This is a genomic window from Streptomyces sp. NPDC055239, assembly GCF_053606205.1.
The window spans coordinates 993,227-1,018,075 of sequence record NZ_JBSGRD010000001.1; the positions used below are offsets into that span (position 1 = coordinate 993,227).

General features: G+C 69.3%; 19 protein-coding genes. 9 read left to right on the top strand and 10 right to left on the bottom strand.

Annotated features, from left to right (window positions below; translation table 11 throughout):
* Positions 1-61 precede the first annotated feature (61 nt).
* Positions 62-475 carry a roadblock/LC7 domain-containing protein gene (locus ACWFRJ_RS04055; protein ID WP_389910795.1) on the top strand — a complete coding sequence of 138 codons (414 nt, stop codon included), beginning with the start codon at positions 62-64 and terminating at the stop codon, positions 473-475.
* 109 nt (positions 476-584) lie between these two features.
* Positions 585-1,598 carry a DUF6397 family protein gene (locus ACWFRJ_RS04060; RefSeq protein ID WP_453524612.1) on the top strand — a complete coding sequence of 338 codons (1,014 nt, stop codon included), beginning with the start codon at positions 585-587 and terminating at the stop codon, positions 1,596-1,598.
* Between the two features lie 49 nt (positions 1,599-1,647).
* Here the strand turns inward: ACWFRJ_RS04060 and ACWFRJ_RS04065 are convergent, their stop codons facing one another.
* The 4 genes from ACWFRJ_RS04065 to ACWFRJ_RS04080 all read right to left on the bottom strand — a co-directional run bounded on the left by ACWFRJ_RS04065 (position 1,648) and on the right by ACWFRJ_RS04080 (position 6,084).
* A complete protein-coding gene (locus tag ACWFRJ_RS04065; RefSeq protein ID WP_453524613.1) occupies positions 1,648-2,163 on the bottom strand; it encodes a tetratricopeptide repeat protein in 516 nt (171 codons plus the stop codon).
* 191 nt (positions 2,164-2,354) lie between these two features.
* Positions 2,355-2,555 (bottom strand): hypothetical protein, encoded by a 201-nt coding sequence (locus tag ACWFRJ_RS04070; protein WP_453524614.1) that lies wholly within the window; start codon positions 2,553-2,555, stop codon positions 2,355-2,357.
* A gap of 12 nt (positions 2,556-2,567) precedes the next feature.
* The gene (locus ACWFRJ_RS04075; RefSeq protein WP_453524615.1) at positions 2,568-3,470 is read right to left on the bottom strand and encodes an acyl-CoA thioesterase; all 903 of its coding nucleotides are present in this window, start codon (positions 3,468-3,470) and stop codon (positions 2,568-2,570) included.
* Positions 3,471-3,510: 40 nt separating this feature from the next.
* Entirely contained in the window at positions 3,511-6,084 is a 2,574-nt protein-coding gene (locus ACWFRJ_RS04080) for a DEAD/DEAH box helicase (protein ID WP_453524616.1), read from the bottom strand.
* Positions 6,085-6,145: 61 nt separating this feature from the next.
* On the opposite strand from ACWFRJ_RS04080, the gene ACWFRJ_RS04085 reads away from it, so the two are divergent.
* On the top strand, positions 6,146-6,940 hold the full coding sequence (locus ACWFRJ_RS04085) for a metal-dependent hydrolase (RefSeq protein WP_389910778.1): 795 nt from the start codon (positions 6,146-6,148) through the stop codon (positions 6,938-6,940).
* A gap of 41 nt (positions 6,941-6,981) precedes the next feature.
* Here ACWFRJ_RS04085 and vph read toward each other — a convergent pair whose 3' ends face one another.
* The 3 genes from vph to ACWFRJ_RS04100 all read right to left on the bottom strand — a co-directional run bounded on the left by vph (position 6,982) and on the right by ACWFRJ_RS04100 (position 11,640).
* Positions 6,982-7,866, bottom strand: a complete 885-nt coding sequence (gene vph / locus ACWFRJ_RS04090) for a viomycin phosphotransferase (protein WP_453525062.1) — start codon at positions 7,864-7,866, stop codon at positions 6,982-6,984.
* A gap of 79 nt (positions 7,867-7,945) precedes the next feature.
* Positions 7,946-9,727 carry an ABC transporter ATP-binding protein gene (locus ACWFRJ_RS04095; protein WP_453524617.1) on the bottom strand — a complete coding sequence of 594 codons (1,782 nt, stop codon included), beginning with the start codon at positions 9,725-9,727 and terminating at the stop codon, positions 7,946-7,948.
* Positions 9,724-11,640 carry an ABC transporter transmembrane domain-containing protein gene (locus ACWFRJ_RS04100; protein ID WP_453524618.1) on the bottom strand — a complete coding sequence of 639 codons (1,917 nt, stop codon included), beginning with the start codon at positions 11,638-11,640 and terminating at the stop codon, positions 9,724-9,726. The genes ACWFRJ_RS04095 and ACWFRJ_RS04100 overlap by 4 nt, the downstream gene beginning before the upstream one ends.
* A gap of 268 nt (positions 11,641-11,908) precedes the next feature.
* Between ACWFRJ_RS04100 and ACWFRJ_RS04105 the strand changes: the two genes are divergently transcribed.
* The 3 genes from ACWFRJ_RS04105 (at position 11,909) to ACWFRJ_RS04115 (ending at position 16,114) form a co-directional block, all read left to right on the top strand.
* A complete protein-coding gene (locus tag ACWFRJ_RS04105) occupies positions 11,909-12,637 on the top strand; it encodes a L,D-transpeptidase family protein (protein ID WP_453524619.1) in 729 nt (242 codons plus the stop codon).
* A 32-nt stretch (positions 12,638-12,669) separates the two neighbouring features.
* Positions 12,670-14,328 carry a peptide-N4-asparagine amidase gene (locus ACWFRJ_RS04110; protein ID WP_453524620.1) on the top strand — a complete coding sequence of 553 codons (1,659 nt, stop codon included), beginning with the start codon at positions 12,670-12,672 and terminating at the stop codon, positions 14,326-14,328.
* Positions 14,329-14,653: 325 nt separating this feature from the next.
* A complete protein-coding gene (locus tag ACWFRJ_RS04115; protein ID WP_453524621.1) occupies positions 14,654-16,114 on the top strand; it encodes a cation:dicarboxylate symporter family transporter in 1,461 nt (486 codons plus the stop codon).
* Here the strand turns inward: ACWFRJ_RS04115 and ACWFRJ_RS04120 are convergent.
* From ACWFRJ_RS04120 to ACWFRJ_RS04130, 3 genes are all read right to left on the bottom strand, one after another.
* Positions 16,053-17,549, bottom strand: a complete 1,497-nt coding sequence (locus tag ACWFRJ_RS04120; RefSeq protein WP_453524622.1) for a Gfo/Idh/MocA family protein — start codon at positions 17,547-17,549, stop codon at positions 16,053-16,055. The two genes, ACWFRJ_RS04115 and ACWFRJ_RS04120, sit on opposite strands and share 62 nt — an antisense overlap.
* A 152-nt stretch (positions 17,550-17,701) precedes the next feature.
* Positions 17,702-20,620, bottom strand: a complete 2,919-nt coding sequence (locus ACWFRJ_RS04125; protein WP_453524623.1) for an FAD-binding and (Fe-S)-binding domain-containing protein — start codon at positions 20,618-20,620, stop codon at positions 17,702-17,704.
* A 31-nt stretch (positions 20,621-20,651) separates the two neighbouring features.
* Positions 20,652-21,095 (bottom strand): MarR family winged helix-turn-helix transcriptional regulator, encoded by a 444-nt coding sequence (locus tag ACWFRJ_RS04130; RefSeq protein ID WP_453524624.1) that lies wholly within the window; start codon positions 21,093-21,095, stop codon positions 20,652-20,654.
* A gap of 190 nt (positions 21,096-21,285) precedes the next feature.
* Here ACWFRJ_RS04130 and ACWFRJ_RS04135 point away from each other — a divergent pair, with 190 nt between their 5' ends.
* From ACWFRJ_RS04135 to ACWFRJ_RS04145, 3 genes are all read left to right on the top strand, one after another.
* Positions 21,286-23,103 (top strand): ABC transporter ATP-binding protein, encoded by a 1,818-nt coding sequence (locus ACWFRJ_RS04135; protein WP_453524625.1) that lies wholly within the window; start codon positions 21,286-21,288, stop codon positions 23,101-23,103.
* 46 nt (positions 23,104-23,149) lie between these two features.
* On the top strand, positions 23,150-24,004 hold the full coding sequence (gene mltG, locus ACWFRJ_RS04140; RefSeq protein ID WP_453525063.1) for an endolytic transglycosylase MltG: 855 nt from the start codon (positions 23,150-23,152) through the stop codon (positions 24,002-24,004).
* Positions 24,005-24,132: 128 nt separating this feature from the next.
* The gene (locus ACWFRJ_RS04145) at positions 24,133-24,831 is read left to right on the top strand and encodes an antibiotic biosynthesis monooxygenase (RefSeq protein WP_453524626.1); all 699 of its coding nucleotides are present in this window, start codon (positions 24,133-24,135) and stop codon (positions 24,829-24,831) included.
* The last annotated feature ends 18 nt before the right edge of the window (positions 24,832-24,849 follow it).

The window sequence follows — 24,849 nt, forward strand, 5'->3', positions numbered from 1 at the left end:
GGGAAGGCTGGCAGGTCAGTTCCTCCAGCCAGGGGGAGCAGTGAGGCGGGGAGACGGGAACATGGTGCAGAACTCGGGGCTCGGTTGGCTGCTCGACGACTTGACCAAGCGTATGGAGTCCGTGCGACACGCGCTGGTGCTGTCCAATGACGGTCTGGTGACCGGCGCGAGCTCCGAGCTGAGGCGGGAGGACGCGGAACATCTGGCCGCGGTGTCGTCCGGTCTGCACAGCCTGGCCAAGGGATCAGGCCGGCACTTCCATGCGGGCAACGTGCGCCAGACGATGATCGAGTTCGACGACGCGGTGCTCTTCGTCACCGCGGCCGGCGACGGCAGTTGCCTGTGCGTCCTCAGCTCCGCGGAGGCGGACATCGGCCAGGTCGCGTACGAGATGACACTGCTCGTCAACCGTGTCGGCGAGCACCTCGGTGTGGACGCGCGGCAGCTGGAGCGGACACCCGTGGTAGACCTCTGACCAGCTGAAACGTCGGCGCGGCGAGAGTTATCCACAGGCTCGGCGCGGATTGCGGTGATCGCGCTACGGTTTTCCCGAGAGCAAAGACGCCTCACGGGGGAGAACCACCATGTCAGGTCACACGATCACGCAAGAAGCCGCGGACACGACAGCGCAGACATCGGTCACGCAGACCCGCGCGGCACGAGAACTGGGTCTGAAACGCGGCGAGTTCGAACTGGCCGTGATGCTGGGGCGCATCCGCACCGTCGGCGACGCAGTCGGTGGACGGCGTCGCGTCACACGCGGGGAGATCGAGCGCGTCCGTGCCGGGGAGGACTTTCCCGAGGCATGGGTGGAGCGCATCAGAGCCGTGGGGACCACTGAGGGCGCGACTCTCATGGACATCTCCACGGCCCGGTTCACCCGGCTCACACGCGCGGGTCTCGTGACGCCGGTAAAATTTTACCTAAACCGGTACAGGGCAGTCGTCTGGCTGTATCTGGCCGAGGAGCTAAGGCAGTTCGCCGAGTCCGAGGTCAATGCCAGTCTGCTCACCGGCCGTGCCCCTGGCGCGCTCCGCGCCCAGTTGGAGGCGGGTGCCGACCTGCGGGCACGGAACTGGCGGGGCCGCCACGCGGGAGCGCTGCTGCGGCAGTCCGAAGATCCCTGGGAGCGTGCAGCAGTCGTGGCCTCGCTGCTCGACCCGGTCCAGATCGCGGAAATCATCAAGGATCCCTATGAACGCGCCTACGTAAGCAGGCTGATGCCCGAGCCCTTCGGCCAGGGCGCACCCGAGTCACCGGCGGGACGGATCATTCAGAAGATCGCGACCGCGGACGATCCGGACGAGATCCGCTGGCTGCGGGCGAATCTGACCATCAGTCTCTCCCAGGCCCGAGGGCAGCGACCTGCGCCGCGGCCCGCGCCGGACTCCGGTGCTGGCCCTGGTAGTGAACCCGTTCCCGGTCCCGGTCCTGGTACCCGGGCGGAACCCGGCGCTCGGCCAAGCCCTCCCGCCGCGCCGGATCACGAGGCACACCCCGACTCGCTGCCCGACGCCGCACTTCCCGACGCGGAGACGAAAGGGGGAGCTCCGGAGCCGCGAGGTCTGTTCAAGTGGATGCGACGCAGGGGAGCGTAGCCAGGCGGCGATCGAGGCGGAGACGGGGGCCGACCCGTGGGCAGCTCTGCTACAGGGTCGTGTCGAGATCCTTGGCGTAGTACTCGATCGCGGGACGGTAGCCGGCGATGTCCGGGTCCTGGCTCGTGGTGGCGAGCAGGGTCAGCAGGATCTCCATCGCGTCGTGTGCCCGGCCGGTGTTGTAGAGGGCCATGGCCAGAAAGGTCTTGAGGGCGTCGTCGTCGGGGAACTCGGCCACCGCGTCCCGCAAGGTCGTGACGGCTTGCGGATACCGGCCAAGGACGCGGTAGGTGCTGCCCAGGCCGAGGAGCGCTCCCCGGCGGTCATCTGGAGTAAGGCCCGGGTTCTCGACCGCGCGCACGTAGTGCGGCACCGCCTCGGCCTCCAGGCCGAGTGTGTCGTGCACCCACGCGGTCTGGTACGCCACCTCCGTGTCCAGGGGGAACTGCTCGCACAGGGCGAGCAACTGCTCCCGTGCCTCTTCGCGGAGACCGGCCTCGCGCAGCCGAACGGCCTCGGCGAGCCTGCGGTCGCGGTGACCGGTGATGTCCTCGTCCCTGTTCATGCCCTGTCCCTCTCTCTGCCCCACTCCGGCCGCCCGGCCCCCCTGTGGCCCGCACCTTCACCGAAGAAGGTCACCGCTGCGGCTTCTGGAGGGGGCGCGGGCCCATCGAACTCAGGAGGTGATTCTCACCGACGGCATGCGCGGTGAGGTAACGGGCCGCGATGCCCGGGCGCGGGGCCGGTGGAGACCGGTCACCTCTGCCACGAAAGCGCCTCGATCGGTACGACGTCACCGGCTGCCAGAAGCCCGAAGAGCCGGAGGGTCTCCTCACGGGCCACCAGATCGGGATGCTCGTCATCAGCGTTCGTGAGGCCGTCCAACACGTGCCTCATCGTCTCCGGGTCAGGTTCGTCGACCGTCTCGCCCAGGACGTTGTACATGAAGTAGCTCATGCGTCCATTGCCTCATCCTGTCGACGGGCGGCCGTCCATGTGGCGCTCCCCGTAGGCCCGGAAGAGCCCTTCCTGTACGACCGAGACCAGCAGCCTGCCCTCGATGTCGTAGATCCGGCCGCGCGCGAGACCGCGACCGCCCGTCGCGATCGGGGACTCCTGGTCGTAAAGGAACCACTCATCCGCGCGGAAGGGGCGGTGGAACCACATGGCGTGGTCCAGCGAGGCCATGTCGAAGCTCCGGGGGCCCCACAGGGGCTCCACGGGGATGCGGACGGCGTCCAGGAGCGTCATGTCGCTCGCGTAGGTCAGTGCGCAGGTGTGGACGAGCGGATCGTCGCCGAGCGGGCCGACCGCACGCATCCAGACCGCACTGCGCGGCTCGGCGTCCTTGATCTCCTCGGGGGTCCAGCGCAGCCGGTCCACGTAGCGGATGTCGAAGGGCTGGCGTCTGGCCATGCGCTCCAGCTGCTCGGGCAGCTCGCCCAGATGCTCGGTGATCTCCTGGGCGACCGTCGGCAGCGACTCGGGATCGGGAGCCGTGATGCGCGGCGGAAGCTGGTGCTCGAAAGCGCCCTCCTCGGGCTGATGGAAGGAAGCGGTGAGATTGAAGATGGTGCGCCCCTGCTGGACCGCGGTGACACGGCGCGTGGTGAAGGAACGCCCGTCCCGCACCCGCTCGACCTGGTACACGATCGGCACGCCCGGACGGCCGGGCCGCAGGAAGTACGCGTGCAGCGAGTGCACAGGGCGCTCGCCCTCGGTGGTACGTCCGGCGGCCACCAGAGCCTGCCCGGCGACCTGTCCGCCGAACACCCGCTGCAGGGACTCCTGCGGGCTGCGGCCACGGAAGATGTTGAGCTCGATCTGCTCCAGGTCGAGCAGATCGACAAGACGGTCGGCGGGATTGTTCATGACGGTTCCTCGACTCCAGTCCGGGGGAAGCGTGGCGTGCTCAGAGCTGGCCGACGTCGGTGACCCGGACGACGGCGCGGCCTTCCTCGTCGGAGGCCGCGAGATCGACCTCCGCGCCGATACCCCAGTCATGGTCGCCGTTCGGGTCGGCGAACGTCTGCCGGACGCGCCACAGACCGTGGTCCGGGTCCTCCTCGATGAGCAGCAGCTTGGGGCCGCGCGCGTCGGGACCGGTGCCGAGATCGTCGTACTCGTCCCAGTACTTGTCCATGGCCGCGCCCCAGGCGTCCGCGTCCCAGCCGGACTCGGCGTCCAGTTCGCCCAGCTCCTCGACGTGGTCGAGGGCGGCGAGCTCGACGCGGCGGAAGAGCGCGTTGCGGACCAGGACGCGGAAGGCGCGGGAGTTGGCGGTGACCGGCTTGACCTGGTCGGCGCGCTCTTGGGCCTCCTCGGCTGTCATGACCTCGGGGTTGGCGAGCTGCTCCCACTCGTCGAGGAGGCTGGAGTCGACCTGGCGGACCATCTCACCGAGCCAGGCGATGAGGTCCTGAAGGTCCTCGGACTTCAGGTCGTCCGGGACGGTGTGCTCGAGTGCCTTGAACGCGCTCGCGAGGTAGCGAAGGACGATGCCCTCGGTGCGGGCGAGTTCGTAGAAGGACGTGAACTCCGTGAAGGTCAGAGCCCGTTCGTACATGTCGCGGATCACGGACTTGGGGGAGAGCGGGTGGTCACCGACCCACGGGTGGCTCGTCTTGTAGGTGTTGTACGCGTGGAAGAGGAGCTCCTCCATGGGCTTGGGGTACGTGATGTCCTGGAGCCGCTCCATGCGGTCCTCGTACTCGACGCCGTCGGCCTTCATCAGGGCCACGGCCTCGCCGCGCGCCTTGTTCTGCTGGGCGGCGAGGATCTGGCGCGGGTCGTCGAGGGTGGACTCGACGACGGACACCATGTCGAGGGCGTACGAAGGCGATTCCTGGTCGAGCAGGTCGAAGGCGGCAAGCGCGAACGTCGACAGGGGCTGGTTGAGCGCGAAGTTCTGCTGGAGGTCGACCGTCAGACGCACGATGCGGCCCGAGGCGTCCGGCTCGTCGAGCTTCTCGACCACGCCGCCGTCGAGCAGCGAACGGTAGATGGCGATGGCGCGGCGGATGTGCCGCAGCTGCTGCTTGCGCGGCTCGTGGTTGTCCTCGAGGAGGTGACGCATCGCCTCGAAGGCATTGCCCGGACGGGCGATCACCGCGAGGAGCATGGTGTGCGTGACGCGGAAGCGGGAGGTCAGCGGCTCGGGCTCGGAGGCGATGAGCTTCTCGAACCCCTCCTCGGTCCACCCGACGAAGCCCTCGGGCGCCTTCTTGCGCACCACCTTGCGGCGCTTCTTCGGGTCGTCGCCCGCCTTGTTGAGCGCCTTCTCGTTCTCGATGACGTGTTCGGGCGCCTGCGCCACGACGAGGCCCGCCGTGTCGAAGCCCGCACGTCCCGCGCGGCCCGCGATCTGGTGGAACTCCCGGGCACGCAGGGTCCGCACGCGCGTGCCGTCGTACTTGGCGAGGGCGGTGAAAAGCACCGTGCGGATCGGGACGTTGACGCCGACGCCGAGAGTGTCCGTGCCGCAGATGACCTTCAGCAGGCCGGCCTGCGCCAGCTTCTCCACGAGCCGCCGGTACTTCGGCAGCATGCCCGCGTGGTGCACGCCGATCCCGTGGCGTACGTACCGCGAGAGGTTGCGGCCGAACTTGGTGGTGAAGCGGAAGTTGCCGATCAGGTCGGCGATCTTGTCCTTCTCCTCGCGGGTGCACATGTTGATGCTCATCAGCGACTGCGCGCGCTCGACGGCCTGTGCCTGCGTGAAGTGCACGATGTAGACCGGCGCCTGCTTGGTCTCAAGGAGCTCGGTGAGGGTCTCCGTGATGGGCGTCAGGCGGTACTCGTACGAGAGGGGCACCGGGCGTGTCGCGGAGCGGACCACCGATGTGGGGCGCCCTGTGCGGCGCGTCAGGTCCTTTTCGAACATCGAGACGTCGCCGAGCGTCGCGGACATGAGGATGAACTGCGCCTGCGGCAGTTCGAGGATCGGAATCTGCCAGGCCCAGCCGCGGTCCCCTTCCGCGTAGAAGTGGAACTCGTCCATCACGACCTGGCCGATGTCGGCGTTCTTGCCGTCCCGCAGCGCGATCGACGCGAGGACCTCGGCCGTGCAGCAGATGACGGGCGCGTCGGAGTTGACGGACGCGTCGCCGGTCAGCATCCCGACGTTCTCGGTGCCGAAGAGCTTGCACAGGTCGAAGAACTTCTCCGACACCAGGGCCTTGATCGGTGCCGTATAGAAGGTGACCTTGTCCTGGGCAAGGGCAGTGAAGTGCGCGCCCGCCGCGACCAGGCTCTTTCCGGAACCGGTCGGAGTGGACAAGATCACGTTGGCTCCCGAGACCACCTCGATCAGCGCCTCCTCCTGAGCCGGATAGAGAGTGATCCCCGTCCCCTCGGCCCAAGAGGAGAAGGCTTCGAAGAGGGCATCGGGGTCGGCATCCGGCGGCAGCTGATCAATAAGTGTCACACCCCCATCTTGCCCTTCTTCACCCTCGATCAGGGAACCGGCGGTCCGTACGAAGATCATGAACGCTACGCTGTGTCGCCAACGGGGCATCAGTACAACGGAAATGGGGCGGGGAAAAGCCATGATGGGTCCGGCACACTCACTGTCGGGAGCGGCGGCCTGGCTGGGCGTCGGAGCGGCCGCGACAGCCGCGGGGCACACGATGCCCTGGCCGGTCCTCCTGGTCGGAGCCTTGATCTGCGCCGGGGCCGCGCTGGCGCCCGACCTCGACCACAAATCGGCGACCATCTCGCGGGCCTTCGGACCCGTATCCAGAGGTCTGTGCGAGATCGTCGACAAGCTCTCGGCGGCCGTCTACAAGGCGACGCGCAAGCAGGGCGACCCGCGCAGAGCCGGCGGGCACCGCACGCTGACGCACACCTGGCTGTGGGCCGTCCTCATCGGTGCGGGCTCCTCGGCCCTCGCCATCTTCGGCGGCCGCTGGGCGGTCCTCGCCCTGCTCTTCATCCACATGGTGCTCGCCATCGAGGGCCTGCTGTGGCGTGCCGCGCGGGGTTCGAGCAGCGATGTGCTGGTCTGGCTGCTCGCCGCGACGAGCGCCTGGATTCTCGCCGGAGTCCTGGACAAGCCCGGGAACGGCGCGGACTGGCTGTTCACCGCGCCGGGCCAGGAATATCTGTGGCTGGGTCTTCCGATCGTGCTCGGCGCCCTGGTGCACGACCTCGGGGACGCGCTCACGGTCTCCGGCTGCCCGATCCTTTGGCCCATCCCCATCGGCCGCAAGCGCTGGTACCCCATCGGGCCGCCGAAGCTGATGCGGTTCCGGGCGGGCAGCTGGATCGAGCTGAAGGTGCTGATGCCGGTCTTCATGCTGCTCGGAGGAGTGGGGGGCGCGGCCGCGCTCAACTTCATCTGAGGGGGGCGGGGTGTGGTCCCTTACGCGCACCCCGCCGTCCCTCACACGTACCCCGCCAGTCCCTCTGCGAGCTCCTCCTCGTCGCCGTCGCGATACGCGGACAGCGCCTGCTGCAAGGGGAACGTGCCGCGGATGGTGGCGGCACGTTCGGCCACTCCGTCATCCGCCTTCGGCCGGCCGCTCAGCGCGAGCACCCGATGCAGGAGTGCCTCGCCGTAGCTGGCGCCGATGGCCGCGAGGTCCTCTGCCGGGTCGCCGAGCGCGACCTCGTCCCAGTCGACCACGCCGCTGAGCCGAGGCCACCCGTCGGCGTCCTCCCACAGCACGTTCTCCCCGCCGAGGTCACCGTGCACGACCGCCCCGGTGTTGTGGGGGCGGCCGTCGAGCGCCGTGAGCTCCCGCTCGGCACGAGAACGCCCGGCGTCCGACATGAGGCCGAACAGCTCGGCGCGGACGTCCGCCGCGAAGAGCCGCCACGCGTCCTCGGGCGTATGCGGCAGCGCCGCCCGTACGGCCTCGTCGGTGCCCGCCCCGGCGAGGCCGGTCAGCAGCGTGGCGTACTGCGCCGCAACCGACGCGGCCACCTCGGGGCGTGCCAGTGCGCCATCCGGCAGCGGCGCTCCGGGGACCCGGCTGAGGACCAGGTACGGCGGCTCGTCCGTGCCGTGCGCGCCGCCGGTGAGCAGGGGCTCGGGCGTGCGGAAACCGAGGTCGAGCCCGGCGAGCACACGCAGGGCAGCCGCCCGCGCGGTCAGCCGGGCCGCTGCCGCCTCGGTGCGGGCGAAGCGCACCACCCGATCCTTACCGTTCACCACAAGGTGGAACTGGCCCTCAACGAAGGGCAGTTCGGCCACCGTTTCCTCTGGCAGCAGGCGACTCAGCAGCGCTTGATGCGATACGCCAGGCGTAAAGCTGGACGGACCCAGGCCCCGGCCCTGCCCCTGCCCGTGCCCGTGCCCGTGACCCCGCCCCCGACCCAGCCCCTCGCCCACTGCCCGAGACGACCTATCCATGCCAGGACCGCCAGAGCGCCGAGTACGCACCCCCCGCCCCCACCAGCTCGTCGTGGCTGCCCAGCTCGCTGATCCGGCCGTTCTCGACCACCGCGATGACGTCCGCGTCGTGCGCGGTGTGCAGCCGGTGGGCGATGGCCACGACGGTGCGGCCGTCCAGGACGCGGGCGAGGGAGCGCTCCAGGTGGCGTGCCGCGCGCGGGTCGAGGAGAGAAGTCGCCTCGTCGAGGACCAGCGTGTGCGGGTCGGCGAGTACGAGGCGGGCCAGTGCGATCTGCTGGGCCTGCGCAGGGGTGAGGGCGAAGCCGCCCGAGCCCACCTCGGTGTCGAGATCCTCGCTCAGAGCCCGCGCCCAGCTGTCCGCGTCGACCGCGCCGAGCGCCGCCCACAGTTCTGCGTCCCGCGCCCCTGTCCTGGCGAGCAGCAGGTTGTCGCGCAGGGAGCCCACGAAGACATGGTGCTCCTGGTTGACCAGGGCCACGTGGGCGCGGACCTCCTCCGCGGGCATGGCCGAAAGCTCCGCGCCGCCCAACGTCACGTGACCGTTGCGTGGTGCGTAGATCCCGGCGAGCAGCCTGCCGAGCGTGGACTTGCCCGCGCCGGACGGGCCGACCAGAGCGACCCGCGAACCCGGTTCGACGGCGAGCGACACCTCCCGAAGGACGTCGACCCCCGCGCGGTAGCCGAAGTGCACGTCGTCCGCGAGCACATCGCGTCCGTCAGGAGTGACAGAGCCCTCGCCCGCGTCCGGTTCGATGTCCCGTACGCCCACGAGCCGGGCGAGTGAGACCTGGGCGACCTGCAGCTCGTCGTACCAGCGCAGGATGATGCCCAGCGGGTCGACGAGCATCTGCGCGATCAAGGCACCCGTGGCCAGCTGGCCGACGCCGATCCAGCCCTGAAGGACGAACACGCCGCCGATCATCAGGACGGAGCAGAGCACGAGGGTATGGGTGAAGGTGATGACCGGGAAGAGGACGGAGCGCAAGTAGAGAGTGTGGCGTTCCCACGCCGTCCACTCCTTGATGCGGCGCTCCGACAGCTCCACGCGGCGCTCACCGAGCCGGTGCGCCTCCACCGTGCGCCCCGCGTCGATGGTCTCGGCGAGGGCGGCGGCCACCGCGGCGTACCCGGCGGCCTCCGAACGGTAGGCGGAGGGCGCCCGCTTGAAGTACCAGCGGCAGCCGACGACAAGGAGCGGCACGGCGACGAGGATCGCGGGCGCCAGCGGCGGCGCGGTGACGGCGAGACCGGCGATGAGCAGAGCGGCCCACACCACGCCGATCGCGAGCTGCGGTACCGCCTCCCGCATGGCGTTCGCGAGGCGGTCGACGTCCGTGGTGATCCGCGACAGCAGATCTCCCGTCCCGGCCCGCTCGAGGACGCCCGGCGGCAGCCCGACCGAACGCACGAGGAAGTCCTCGCGCAGATCCGCCAGCATCCGCTCACCGATCATCGCGCCGCGCAGCCGCACCTGATGGACGAAGACGGCCTGGACGAGAAGGGCGACGGTGAAGAGCCCGATGGTGCGCCCCAGATGGAGGTCGCGAGCGCTGTCCGTGACGCTCTCGACCAGATCGCCGAGAAGGTAGGGACCGGCCATGGAGGCGACCACGGCGCAGGTGTTGACCGTGATGAGCAGGGCGAAGGCCCGGCGGTGCCGCCTGACAAGCTCGCGTACGTAGGCTCCGACCGTCGCGGGCGCGCCGACGGGCAGGGTGTCCGCGGTGGTCGGGGCCGCCGGGTCGTACTCCGGTGGCGCCAGGCCGATCATGCCGTCTCCTCGATGTCGATGCCGATGTTGATCTCTATGTCGGTCCTTGTGCCGGTCGCTGTGTCGGTCGCTGTGCCGGTGAGCGCCTCCGGCGCCCGTTCCTCGTCCGTCTCGCGCGTCACGACCGCCCGGTAGCGCGGCTCGCTGTGCACGAGCGTGCGGTGTTCGCCCACCGCCACGACCTCGCCCTCATGGAGGAAGACGACGCGTTCGGCCCGGTCGAGGAGCAGCGGCGACGACGTGAGGACCACGGTCGTACGCCCCTTGCGCAGCCCCTTGATGCCCTCGGCGACCCGTGCCTCGGTGTGCGAGTCGACGGCGGAAGTCGGCTCGTCGAGCACGAGGACGCCGGGGTCGGTGACCAACGAGCGGGCCAGCGCGAGCCGTTGCCGCTGCCCGCCCGACAGGGAGCGCCCGCGCTCCGTGACATGGGCGTCCAGCGGGGCCTCGTCGACCGAAGCCTGCGCGAGGGCGTCCAGGACGTCCGCGCACTGCGCGGCCTCCAGAGCCTCGTCGGCGTCCACCGCTCCCGACGCCGGTACGTCGAGAAGCCCTCGGAGCGTGCCGGAGAGCAGGACCGGGTCCTTGTCCTGTACGAGGACGGCGGTGCGGGCGGTGACCAGCGGCACCTCGTCGAGCGGTACCCCGCCGAGCAGTACGGACGGCAGCTTCTCCGCGTCGTCGAACGCCGCGTGCCCGCCGAGGCGTTCGGCGAGCCGCCCCGCCTCGTCCGGGTCGCCGCACACGACTGCGGTCAGACGGCCCGAGGGGGCGAGGAGCCCGCTCACCGGGTCGTAGAGATCGCCGGAGGGGATTTCCACGTCGTCCCGCTGCCCGCCACCGGCCGAGGTCGTGCCGTCCCGCTGCCCGCCATCGGCCGGGGCGGTGTCGTCCGGTAGCCCGCCCGCGACATGCGCCGTGCGCTGGAGCGAGAGCACGCGGGCGGCGCGCTTGGCCGAGGGACGCGAGAAGCTGTAGGCCATCGCGATCTCTTCGAAGTGCCGCAAGGGATAGGTCAGCAGCGTGACCGTGCTGTAGACGGTGACCAGCTCGCCGACGGTGATCCGGCCCTCGCGGGCCAGGTGCACACCGTGCCAGACGACCACGATGAGGAGCAGCCCCGGCAGCAGCACCTGGACCGCCGAGATCACCGCCCACATCCGGGCGCTGCGCACGGCGGCCGTACGCACCTCCTGCGAGGCGCGGCGGTAACGGTCGAGGAAGAGTTCCTCGCCGCCGATGCCCCGCAGCACCCGGAGCCCGGCCACGGTGTCCGACGCCAGTTCGGTCGCACGCCCTGCCTTCTCCCGCTGGTGGTCGGCCCGCCGGGTGGCGCGCGGCAGCAGAGGCAGTACGGCGAGCGCGAGCACCGGGACGCCCACCGCGACGACGATGCCGAGAGCGGGCTGGTAGATGACGACGCCCACGCAGACGAGCAGGACCGTGAGCGCGGCCGCCGCGAACCGCGAGACCGCCTCCACGAACCAGCCGATCTTCTCGACGTCACCGGTGGAGACCGCGACCACCTCACCGGCGGCGACGCGCCGCGTGAGCGCCGAGCCGAGCTGCGCGGTCCTGCGGGCCAGGAGCTGCTGGACGCGGGCGGCGGCGGTGATCCAGTTGGTGACCGCCGTGCGGTGCAGCATGGTGTCGCCCAGGGCGATGGCCACGCCGAACAGCGCCATCACCGCGCCCGCGAGGGCGAGGCGCCCTCCGGAGCGGTCGATCACGGCCTGCACGGCGTAGCCGACGAGGTACGGGAGCACCGCGATGGAGCCGAAGTGCAGGAGACCCCAGACAAGGGACTTCAGCTGGCCGCCGAGCTGGTTGCGTCCGAGCCAGCGCAGGAAGTGAGGTCCCGAGCGGGCATCCGGCATGCCCGGGTCGGTGAACGGAAGATCGCGAATCTGCATGACGTGTGACGTCCCAGGGTCGGGGTCGGGGTCGGGTCGGGTCGGAGAAGCGGACCGTCGGTTCGGCGGAGCATGCCGGCGTGAACGGACGGTGGTGAACAGGCACAGCGAAACAGGTGACAAGCAGCGGTAACAGGCGGTGAAAGGTTCGCCTCGGACGGTGGTGCGAAGCAAACGATTTTCCGTCGGTGAGTAAAGATTCGGCCCCTTCTCCGCCCGCGGCCGAGCGTCGGGACGGCTCACGTGATCCGGGTGCGACCATGGACGGATGCGTATAGCTGGTGCGGTGCGAGCGGTGGCTGCCTTCGCGGCCTGCGGTGTTCTTCTGACGTCCTGCGAAAGCACGGACGACGGGGCGAAGGGTGACGCGGGCACGGACCAGGCGAACAGGGCCGAGCCGTCGGCGACGACCGACCTCAAGAGCATCCCCGACGTCGGCGACCGCCTCCAGAGCGAGATTCCCAAGAACTCCCGGCAGGTCGTCGCGGTCTACGGGGAGGGCGAGGACTCGGCGAAGTCCACCGTCGTCCTGTACACGAAGTCCGGTTCGACATGGGACAAGACCCGTAGCTGGGCCGCGCACAACGGCAAGAAGGGCTGGACCACCGACCACCGCGAGAACGACAAGCGCAGCCCGGTCGGCGTCTACACGCTCACCGACGCGGGCGGTGTCCTCGCGGATCCCGGCGCCGGACTCCCGTACACCGAGAGTGCCTCGATGCAGGCGCCGCACTACTGGTCCAAGTCGCACTGGCACGACTTCGACTACGTCATCGCCATCGACTACAACCGTGCCAAGGGCACACCGCCCAACGACCCGACCCGCCCCCAGGGCCAGTCCAAGGGCGGCAGCATCTGGCTGCACATGGACCACGGCAGCGGCACGTCGGGCTGCGTGAGTCTGTCGAAGACGGGCATGGAGTATCTCCTGAAGAAGCTCGACCCGAAGCAGCACCCGGTCGTGGTGATGGGCGACAAGGGGAACCTGAAGGGCTAGCCCGCGCGACTTCTCCGGGCTAGAAATCCCCCATGAGAAGACGCGTCATGTCCATGCTCGCCGGGGTCACCCTCGCGGCGAGCACACTCTTCAGCGCGGGCCCGGCAGTGGCCGACACGCCACCACCGGAGTTCGGCAACGACTGGCACGACCCGATCACGGCCGCCCCGCCCGTCCCGAAGCCGCACACCAAGTCGTGCGAAATGGCCCTCGCCGAGGCGCAGTTCAAGGATTTCACGCCCTATGAAGGCGCCTACAGCCCGCCCGGCAAGTGCGGCGCGGGTGACTGGGGCAAGGTGGTCCTGCGCCTCGACGGCAAGGTCAAGGGGCGGCAGTACGACCGCCTCGGCTATCTCCGCATAGGCGGCGTCGAAGTCTTCCGTACGTCCACTCCGGAGCCGTCCGTCGACGGCATCACCTGGTCCGTGGAGAAGGACGTCACGCGCTACCGAGAGACCCTGGGACGCGACCAGCGGGTCGAGATGCTCATCGGGAACGTCGTCAACGAGACGTACACGGGTGTCATCGACGTGAAGGCGACCCTGACCTTCTACGCCGCGAAAATGGCTGAGAAGGCTGAGAAGGCTGAGAAGCCCGAGAAGGGCGAGAAGCCCGAGAAGGGCGCGAAGCACAAGCAGCAGACACCACCCGACCGCGTCCTTCCGCTGGGCGACGGCACCGCCCTCACCACCCCGCGCAACAGCGAGCGCATCGTCGCCGAGGTCTACGCGACGGGCTCCGGCGGCGGCTGCGAGGAGTACTGGTATCTGACGGTCCCGGACGCGGCTCCGTACTCCTGCAAGGCCGAGGACGGGCCCTACCGCGAGGTGCAGGTCACGGTCGACGGTCAACTCGCCGGTATCGCCACGCCGTTCCCGACCGTGTGGACGGGCGGCTGGTCCAACCCCTTCCTGTGGTACGTGATTCCGGGTCCCCGTGCCTTCGACATCAAGCCCATCGAGTACGACCTGACGCCCTTCGCCGGGCTGCTCAACGACGGCCGTGAGCACCAGGTGGAGGTGTCCGTCGCGGGCAGGCCGGAGGCGACGGCCGGCTGGCACACACCGACCAACATCCTTGTCTGGCAGGACGAGAAGAGCGAGCACGTCTCCGGCAAGCTGACCGGGCGCACGGCGGGCGACCTCGCCAACAAGGCGACGTACAGGCCCGGTTCGCCCGAACGAGAGCACCGTCTCGACACCAGGGGCAGCCACCGGCTCAGTGTCTCGGGATACGTCGACACCTCCCACGGCCGTGTCAAGACGACCGTCAGCCGCGCGCTCGCCAACGCCTCCGTCCACCGCTGGACCGAGGGTGAGTCGACCGACGCGCTCAAGTCGACCTGGACGGACCGCGAGACGGTCACCACGGACGGACGCGCGACCCGCACCGACCGGACGTACACGATGGACGGTACGACGACACTCGGCGCCGGTGACCGGCTGCGCACCGAGATCTCCCTCGGCGACCGCGCGGAAACCGTGATCACGCACGACGGCCGCCGCACTCGTTCGGTGACCGACGACCGTTACGACGGCGACGCCACGTACACCGTCGACGTCCCCCGCGAGGACCGGCACGCCGTCGGTACGTCCCGTGAGCGCTACCGCGTGTACGGCGACGGCGGATGCTACGACCGCACGCTGGCCACCGAGCAGGGGGCTCTGACGGCGAACAGGCTGCGCTGCTGACGGACCGGCCGGGCGCTGTCCCTCCAAGGGGTGGCCGAGGCATGGAGGGTGCTCTCCGGAGCCGCCTTCGTGACCCCGGCCGCCCCTTGAAGCGTTCCGGAGCCCTTCTCCTCGACTCCTGAGCCCTTCTCCTCGACTCCGGAACCCTCCTCCTCCAACTCCGGAACCCATCGCTCCGATTCGGCGATTTGGAGCATGATCCAAGATTTACGCCGATGTGATCTGTAGGTCTTTTGCAGAAGCACTCACTCCGCCATAGTGACGCCTCGCGGAAAGAATTTTCCGTATGGCAGAAGTTAACTGAAGCCTCACTACAGGAGTGCCCGTGCCGCAGTCCGTACCGTCCATACCGCGACGCGTAGCACGCACATTGCGAACCTCACTGTTCGCGCAGGTCGCCTGCGCGTTGGTGATCGGAGTCCTCGTCGGACGGCTGTGGCCCCATGCGGGCACCGCCGTCCAACCGCTCGGCGACGGCTTCGTACGTCTCATCAAAGCGATGATCGCCCCGCTCGTCTTCTGCGTGGTCGTCGCCGGAATCACCAAGGCCGGAGACCTCAAGGCCTTCGGCCGCATCGGGATCAAGGCCCTCATCTGGTTCGAGGTCGCGACCACGGTCGCCCTCGTCGTGGGTTTGCTCGCCGGGAACCTCGTCAGCCCCGGCACCGGAATGAACGTAGACCCCTCCAAACTCGACGCGTCCGCCGTCGACGCGAAGACCGGCGGCGGTGAGCTGCCATCGACCAGTGAGTTCCTCCTGCACTCGCTGCCCGACAGCGCCATCGGCGCCTTCGCCGAGAACTCGCTGCTCCAAGTCCTCGTCCTGTCCTGCCTGGTGGGCGCGGCCCTGCTGCATCTCGGCAACACGAAGGTCCCCGCGATCCTGCCCGCCATCGAGCAGGGTCAGGAGATCGTCTTCGCGATCGTCGGCTTCATCATGAAGCTGGCTCCGCTCGCCGTCTTCGGTGCCACCGCGCATCTGGTGGGGGAGTACGGCATCGGCGCCCTGTCGACGTACGGCAAGCTCATCGGTGTCTGTTACGCGGTCGCCCTGATCTTCCTCGTCCTGCTCGGCGTCGCCCTGAAGGCGCTGACCGGCCTGAGTCTGTGGAAGTTCGTCCGTTACACGCGCGAGGAGATGCTGCTCGCGCTCGGCACGGCCTCCAGCGAGGCCGTCATGCCGCGGATGATGCAGAAGCTGCGCCAGGCGGGCTGCCGCGACGACGCGGTGGGTCTCGTCCTGCCGACGGGGTACTCCTTCAACCTCGACGGCGCCTCGATCTACCTCTCCATCGGTACGTTGTTCATCGCGCAGGCCGTGGGAGTGGACCTGAGTCTGGGCCAGCAGATCACGGTCGTCCTCGTCCTGATGCTGACCAGCAAGGGCATGGCGGGCGTTCCCGGTTCGGCGTTTCTCGCGCTGTCCGCGACCGCCTCCGCGCTCGGGGTCATCCCCGCGGGCGCGGTCGCCCTGCTGCTCGGGGTGGACCGCATCATGGACGCCATGCGCGTCGCCACGAACCTGCTCGGCAACTGTGTCGCCGTTTTCGTGGTCTCGCGCTGGGAGGGCGCGTTGGACACGGCGCGGGCCAAGAAGGTCCTCTCCGGAGAGATCGCCTTCGTACCGGAACAGATGCAGGCAACCGGGCAACCGGTCGAGGAGGAGCCCGGCAGCGCCGATGAAGGCACCGCCGGGCCCAAGACCCTTACGCCTGCTACGTCTGCTACGCCTGCGGCTTCTCCGAGTCCACTCCCGGCCGAGCCTTCTTCCACAGACCGCGAGTGAAGTCCGGGATCGCCTGCGGCGCGCCCTTCGCCTTGATCGACAGATGGCTCAGGGGGACGGGCGACGTCCAGGTCGCGGCGTCGTAGACGTCGAAGTCGGGCACGAGGCCGAGCTGCATGGTCTGCATCAGACGGAAGATCATGATGTAGTCCATGCCGCCGTGCCCGCCCGGCGGATTGGAGTGCTCCTTCCACAGCCAGTGGTCGAAGTCAGCGGCGTACTTGCCGAAGTCGCCCCACTCGTCGTTCGTGTGGTCCGGCTCGATGTAGATGCGCTCGGGATAGTCCTCGAAGACGCCCTTGGTACCGCCGAGGCTGTTGATGCGGCTGTAGGGGTGGGGGGTCGAGACGTCGTGCTCCAGACGGATCACCCGCCCCTTCGCCGTCTGGACGAGGCTGATCGTGCGGTCACTCTCGATGTACGTCTCCTTCCAGCTCGGGTCGCCCGCGGGCATGTGCGCCTTGCGGTACTCGGCCAGACCGAGGGCCGGCGTGCCGAAGCTGGAGATGTGCGTGACGCGGTCGCCACGGTTGATGTCCATGTAATTGGAGACCGGGCCGAAGCCGTGGTTGGGGTAGAGGTCGCCGCGCAGCCGCGTGTGCCACAGGCGCCGCCACGGACCTTCGTAGTAGTCCGGGTCGAACATCAGGCCGCGCAGGTCGTGGTTGTACGCGCCGGCGCCGTGCAGCAGATCGCCGAACTTCCCCGCGTGGGCCATGCGCAGGACACGCATCTCGTTCTTGCCGTAACAGCAGTTCTCCAACTGCATGCAGTGTCTGCGGGTCCGCTCGGAGAGGTCGACCAGTTCCCACAGCTGGTCGAGCTGGAGCGAGATGGGACACTCCACGCCGACGTGCTTGCCGTTCAGCATCGCCGTCCTGGCCATGTCGAAGTGCCAGTCCCAGGGCGTAGCCACGTACACGAAGTCGATGTCCCCGCGCTTGCACAGGTTCTCGAAGTCGTGATCGCCCTTGGTGTACGTCGCCGGGGCGGGCTGGCCCGCGGCGGTGACCTTCTTCGCGGCGGCCGCGGTCTTGTCCTTGACCGGGTCGCAGAGCGCGACGACCCGCACTCCCGGGATCGCCAGGAAAAGATCGATCATGCTGCCGCCGCGATTGCCGAGCCCGACGATGCCGACACGCACAGTGGAGCGCCGCTCGAACGGTACGCCGACCATGGTCTTGCCCTTGCGCGGCGGCGCCTCGGCAGCCGAGGCAGCGGCGGCGGGCGCGGTGGGCGCACCCTGCGGGGCGTCGGCGTGGGCCGTGCCGCCCGCGAGGGCACCTAGGCCGAGCCCGGCCCCGGCGAGGCCCGCGGTGCGGAGCACGGCGCGGCGGGACGCACCGTCGGCAAGGTCATCAGGGGTCGCGGACTCAGTAGACGTAGCGGAGTGGTCGGACTCGTCAAAGTTCGGTATCGCGTGCTCGTCGTGCATCGGACCTCCGTGGCTTGGATGCCTGCGCTGGAACGGATGCAACCCTGATAGGGGGAGAGGCGTGGCGCAAGGGACTGAAGTGGCCAGGGAGTTGGATTTATTTCGCGTCCGGTCTCGGGAGCCTCGTTTCTGGGACGCCGTTACTCAGTTACTCACGGACGCGTCGCGCGCTCCAGCTCCAGGAGTACGGAGTAGTAGGCGCGGCCCGTGGCGTGGTCCATGCCCACCTCGCACATGCGGTTCGCCGAGAGGTGCGCGTCGAAGGCGCGGGCGGTGACCTCCGCCGCCTCCTTACGGGTGGCCGACTCGGTCAGCTCCTTGTGCAGCATGCCGCGGTCACCGGCGAAGGCGCAGCAGCCCGCGTCGTCCGGGACCACCACTTCGTCCGCGCAGGCCTCGGCGACCGCGCGCAGCTGAGCCTCGTCGCCGAGATGGCTCATCGAGCAGGTGGGGTGCAGGACGGCGGAGCCGACCGTGCGGTGCACGGTCAGGTGGGGGAGCAGCTCGTCCGCGGCCCAGACGAGGGAGTCGACGACGGTCAGCTCCCGGTGCAACTGCCGGTTGTCGGCGGTGAGATAGGGCATGACCTCGTGCGCGATGCCGAGCGTGCAGGACGAGGCGTCCACCACCAGGGGCAGCCTGCCTCCCGCCGTCCAGCCCCAGGCCGCCTCGACGATGCGGTTGGCCATCACCGTGTTGCCCTCGTCGTACCCCTTGGAGTGCCAGATCGTGGCGCAGCACGTCCCCGCGACATCGTCAGGAATCCAGACGGGCCGCCCCGCGCGCGCGGAGACGGCGACCACGGCCTGAGGCAGCGAGCGGTCACCGGGGCTTCCGAAGATGCGGTTGACGCACGCCGGGTAGTAGACGGCGCTCGCGCCCACGCGTGGGGTGCGCGGCAGCTTGCGGGCGGCGGCTCCCGGGATGTCCGGCAGCCACTCGGGAACCAGATCGGGGCGGACGGCCTTGCGCGCGGTGCGCGTCACCGTGGTCAGGAGCCGGTCGCTGATGCGGCTCGAGGCGCCTACCGCGAGCCTTGCGGCGGCCTCGACCGCCTTGAAGTTCTTGGCGGTGAAGGCGGCCACCTTCTCCTCGCGCGGCGAGTGCCGTGCGCGGCGGAAATCCTTCATCAGGGCGCCCGTGTCGATGCCCACCGGGCAGGCCAGCTTGCAGGTCGAGTCGCCGGCGCAGGTGTCCACGGCGTCGTATCCGTACGCCTCGACGAGTCCGTCCTCGACCGGGGAACCGGGTGTCTGGCGCATCATCTCGCGGCGCAGCACGATCCGCTGGCGCGGAGTGGTCGTCAGGTCCTCGCTGGGACAGGTGGGTTCGCAGAAGCCGCATTCGATGCAGGGGTCCGCGATCAGCTCCACCTTGGGGATGGTCTTCAGGCCACGGAGGTGGGCCTTCGGGTCGCGGTCGAGGACGATGCGCGGCGCGAGCACGCAGTCCGGGTCGATGACCTGCTTGGTGCGCCACATCAACTCCGTGGCCTTCGTGCCCCATTCGAGCTCCAGGAACGGGGCGATGTTGCGTCCCGTCGCGTGCTCGGCCTTGAGCGAGCCGTCGAAGCGCTCGACGGTCAGTCGGCAGAAGTCGTCCATGAACGCGGCGTAGCGCTCCACGTCCGCCGGAAGGCCCGCGTCGAAGGCGAGCAGGAAGTGCAGATTGCCGTGCGCGGCATGCCCCGCGACGGCCGCGTCGAAGCCGTGCCGCGTCTGCAGTTCGAGGAGGGCCTCGCAGGCGTCGGCGAGCCGCGACGGCGGCACCGCGAAGTCCTCGGTGATCAGTGTCGTCCCGGAGGGCCGAGAGCCACCGACCGCCGTCACGAACGCCTTACGGGCCTTCCAGTAGCCGCCGATCGTCTTCGGATCACGCGTGAAGGCGTTCGTCACCGAGGAGACCGGCGTGACGAGTTCGAGCCCCTCGACGACCTTGGCGGCCGCCGCTTCGTACGCCTCCTGGCGCGCCTCGTCCGGTGCGCGGAACTCCACCAGGAGCGCGGCCGTCGACTTCGGGAGCCGCCCCCAGTCGGCGGGCACCCCCGCGACGCTGGTCGACGCGCGCAGGGTGTTGCCGTCCATCAGCTCGACGGCCAGCGCGCCCGCCTCGTTGAACAGCGGGACGGCAGCCGCCGCTGCGGGAAGCGACGGGAAGAAGAGGAGGGCCGTCGTGACCTGCCGGTCCAGCGGCAGCGTGTCGAAGACGACCTCCGAGATGAACCCGAATGTGCCCTCGGAGCCGACCATCAGACCGCGCAGGATCTCGACGGGTGTCGCACCGTCCAGGAACGCGTCGAGGCGGTAGCCGTTCGTGTTCTTGATCTCGTACTTGGCACGGATGCGGGCCGTGAGCTCCTTGTCCGCCTCGATCTCCCGCTTGATGGCCAACAGGCCCTCACACAAAGCTGGTTCGGCATGCGCGAGCTGCTCGTCGGCGTCCGGCTCGGCCGTGTCGACGACCGTGCCCGTCGGCAGGACGAAGGTCAGCGAGGCCACCGTGCGGTACGAGTTGCGGGTGGTGCCCGCCGTCATCCCGGAGGCGTTGTTCGCGACGACCCCGCCGATCGTGCAGGCGATGGCGCTCGCCGGGTCCGGGCCGAGGACGCGCCCGTGCCGGGAGAGCGTGGCGTTGGCCCGCAGAACGGTCGTCCCGGGAGCGATGCGCGCCTGCTCGCCGTCGCCGATGACCTCGACGCCCGCCCAGTGCTTGCGCACGTCGACCAGGATGTCCTCGCCCTGGGCCTGGCCGTTGAGCGAGGTGCCCGCCGCACGGAAGACGACCTCGCGGCTCCTGCCGTGCGCGTACGACAGGACGGCGGAGACGTCGTCGATGTCCTCGGCGACGACCACGACCTGCGGCACGAAGCGGTAGGGGCTCGCGTCGGAGGCGTACCGCACGAGGTCGGAGATCTTCGTCAGGACCTTGTCCGCGCCGAGGAGTGCGGACAGCTCCGAGCGCAGCGGTTCGGGCGTGCCCTTGGCCTGCCGGTCCGGCACCCGGTCGTGGGCCGGGCCCTCCGGTCGCGACGCGGGGCGCAGGGCTTCCGGCGTGGGCTCAAGCAACGGCATGAACTCTCCTCAACAGCGACTCAGCAGCGACTCAGCAGCGACGGACGTCCGGCACATCGAACAGCGCGTTCAGCAGGCCGCCGAGCTGCTCGCGCTGCTCGGCGTCCAGTGGAGCCAGGATGTCCTCCGCGGCGGCCAGACGCGCGCTGCGCAACTCCCCGAAAGCCTTGTGTCCCGCGTCCGTGAGCTCGATGCGGATCACCCGGCGATTGGTGGGATCGGGGACGCGGCGCACGAGATCACTGGCCTCCAGGCCGTCCACCAGGCTCGTCACTGCGCGCGGGACCACTTCGAGGCGCTGGGCCAGGTCGGCCATGCGCGGCGGCGTGTCGTAGTGCACGAGGGTGCGAAGGAGGCGGGACTGGGCCGGGGTGATGCCGGTCGGCATCAGATGGCGCTTCTGGATGCGGTGCAGCCTGCGGGTCAGCCGCAGCAGCTGTTCGGCGAGCAGTCCGTCGGCGTCCGGGGTGTTCATGCGGGAACATTATCAGGACCTAGTGCATTGTGAGTATAGGTAACAGTGAGCTATGCTCCCTCAATCGTCATCGGCCGTATCCCGACACCCATCGTCGACCGGCCGCCGACCGTCCTCACCGGCCCGTGTGCCGGTTGCCCCCGCCGGCCCACGTGTGCGCCGGCTGCCGTCTCACCTCCCGTAGGAGCCCATGCGTCACGACGAACCCAAGTGGACACCGCAGCCCCCGGCCCCCGGCCAGGAGGAGCAGCCGCGGCAGATCCGCCGCATCCTGCGCCTCTTCCGTCCCTACCGCGCCCGCCTCGCGATCGTCGGCCTGCTCGTCGGCGCCGCATCCCTGGTCTCGGTCGCCACCCCCTTCCTGCTGAAGGAGATCCTCGACACCGCGATCCCGCAGGGGCGGACGGGCCTGCTGAGCCTGCTCGCCCTCGGCATGATCCTCAGCGCGGTCGTCACCAGCGTCTTCGGCGTCCTGCAGACCCTGATCAGCACGACGGTCGGGCAGCGCGTCATGCACGACCTGCGCACCGCCGTCTACGGCCGCCTGCAGAGCATGTCGCTCGCCTTCTTCACCAGGACCCGCACCGGTGAGGTCCAGTCCCGCATCGCCAGCGACATCGGCGGCATGCAGGCGACGGTCACCTCCACCGCCACCTCCCTGGTCTCGAACCTCACCAGCGTGATCGCCACGATCGTCGCGATGCTCGCCCTCGACTGGCGCCTGACGGTCGTCTCGCTGCTCCTGCTGCCCGTCTTCGTGTGGATCAGTCGCCGGGTCGGCCGCGAGCGCAAGAAGATAGCCACGCTGCGGCAGAAGCAGATGGCCGCGATGGCCGCAACGGTCACCGAGTCGCTCTCCGTCAGCGGCATCCTGCTCGGCCGCACGATGGGCCGCTCCGACTCGCTCACCAGGACCTTCTCCGACGAGTCCGAGCGCCTTGTCGACCTGGAGGTCCGCTCGAACATGGCGGGGCGCTGGCGCATGGCCGTCATCTCGATCGTCATGGCCGCCATGCCCGCCGTCATCTACTGGACCGCGGGCCTCGCCTTCCAGCTGGGCGGCCCGACGGTCTCGATCGGCACGCTCGTCGCCTTCGTCTCGCTCCAGCAGGGCCTGTTCCGGCCCACCGTCAGCCTGCTCTCCACCGGCGTACAGATCCAGACCTCGCTCGCGCTCTTCCAGCGCATCTTCGAGTACCTGGACCTGCCCATCGACATCACCGAGCCCGAGCACCCGGTGCGCCTGGACAAGGTCAAGGGCGAAGTCCGCTTCGAGGACGTCGAATTCCGCTACGACGGGGACGACGGCGTCGGCCGCCCGATCCTCGACGGCATCGACATCACCGTCCCCGCCGGAGGCAGCCTGGCCGTCGTCGGCCCCACCGGCTCGGGAAAGTCGACCCTCAGCTATCTCGTCCCGCGGCTCTACGACGTGACGGGCGGGCGCGTCACGATCGACGGCGTCGACGTGCGCGACCTGGACTTCGACACGCTGGCCCGGGCGGTCGGCGTCGTCTCCCAGGAGACGTATCTCTTCCACGCGTCGGTCGCCGAGAACCTGCGCTTCGCCAAGCCCGACGCCACGGACGAGGAACTGGTCGCCGCCACAGGCGCCGCCCAGATCCACGACCACATCGCGTCCCTGCCCGACGGGTACGACACGGTGGTCGGCGAGCGCGGCCACCGTTTCTCCGGAGGCGAGAAGCAGCGCCTGGCCATCGCCCGTACGATCCTGCGCGATCCGCCCGTGCTCATCCTGGACGAAGCGACAAGCGCCCTCGACACGCACACCGAGCGCGCCGTGCAGGAAGCCATCGACGCCCTGTCCGCCGACCGGACGACACTCACCATCGCCCACCGGCTCTCCACGGTCCGCGGCGCCGACCAGATCGTGGTCCTCGATGCGGGCCGTGCCGTTGAGCGCGGCACCCACGAGGAGCTCCTGGAGAAGGACGGACGTTACGCCGCCCTGGTACGCAGAGACGCCCAGCTGGAGCCCGCGACATGACGATATCCACCGAATGTCGGGATTTGCAGGATAATGTGCCTGCATGCTGCAGACCAAGACTCCGCGCCGGGGCACGATTCGACTGACGCGTCGGGGCCGGATCGCCCTGATCGCGACCGGAGCCGTCGCGGCGGTCACCGCCCTGGCGGTACCGCTGCTGCTCCCGGACGACAGCGGACGCCCCGAGTCGCTGACCATCCCGGAGGGCTGGCGTTCGGGCCAGGTGTACGGGGCTGTCGACAAGGCCCTCGGCGTGCCGACCGGCACCACGAAGAAGGCCATTCCCAAGGCCGATCTCAAACTCCCCAGTGACGCGGGCGGAAACCCCGAGGGCTATCTCTTCCCGGCCACGTATCCCATCGGCGACAAGGCGACTCCCGCGTCCGTGCTGTCGTACATGGTGAACACGTCCACCAAGAAGTTCAGCGGCAACCAGGTCACCGCGGGCGCCAACCGCAACGCCGTGAACGTCTACCAGACCGTCACCATCGCCAGCATGATCGAGGCCGAGGCGGGCTCCAAGGCGGACATGGGCAAGGTGGCCCGCGTCATCTACAACAGACTCGACCAGGGCATGCCCCTGCAGATGGACTCGACGATCAACTACGCCCTGAACCGCTCGACGCTCAACACCCGCGACCGCGACACAAAGATCAACAACCCCTACAACACCTATACGCGGATGGGCCTGCCCCCAACCCCGATCGGTAACCCCGGCGAGGACGCGATGCGCGCGGCGACCAGCCCGGCGCAGGGCAACTGGCTCTACTTCGTGACGGTGAAGCCGGGGGACACCCGCTTCACTTCGAGCTTCGAGGAGCAGCAGAAGAACGTGGCGGAGTTCAACAAGAACAAGGGCAAGGGCGGGGACGAGAAGCAGCGGGACAGTCGGGACAGCTAGGACGGCCAAGGCGGCCAGGACAGCGCGGCCAGGACAGCCAGGAGCCCGGGAGTTTTCCCTTGACCTCGATCGCACTTGAGGTGTGAGTGTCTGCCTTGACCCCATCGCAGGCTCTGGGAGGACCGACCATGCTCGCACCGATATCCGCACCGTTCCCCGACGTCCGGCGCGCGGACGCCGGCACGATCCTCGTCAGCTCCTGGATCGTGCCGGCGCCGGACGTCCAGCGCCGCGCCGCCGACCTCGTGATCGAGGAGTGGGAACGCCAGGAACGCCCGGACGCGATGCTCTCGCTCACCACGTTCCTGAGCGAGGACGGCTCACACGTCCTCAACTACGCCCAGTGGACGGACGACGACGCCCACCGGGACTGGGTACGCGACCGGCGGCCCGTCGCCATCGGCAAGATCGACGAGACACTCCCGGGCATCGAGCGCCCCGGCCTCGTGCGCTATGCGCTGTACCGCAGCTACGCCCCGCGGGAGAGCGCGTCCCTGCGTCCGGGGGTGCTTGTCACGCCCACCTTCGATACGCGGGGGCCGGACGGCCAGCGCGCCCTGAGTGACGCGGTCATCGGCATTCTGGAGCGGATCCGTCCGGCAGGGCTGCTGGGGGCGCACTTCCATGCGAGCAAGGACGGCCGACGGGTCCTCAATTACGTGGAGTGGCAGGACATGGCGGCCTGGCGGCGCTTCGCCGATGACGGCGGTACGAACGAGTTGCGCACCGTGATCGGCACCCTTGACGGCGTCACTCCGGCTCACTCCCGGCTCGACGTGCCGCGCTATCGCCCGTACAGGAGCCTGGAGAACGTCCCGGCGCCCTGAGCCGACCGGCACCCTCGC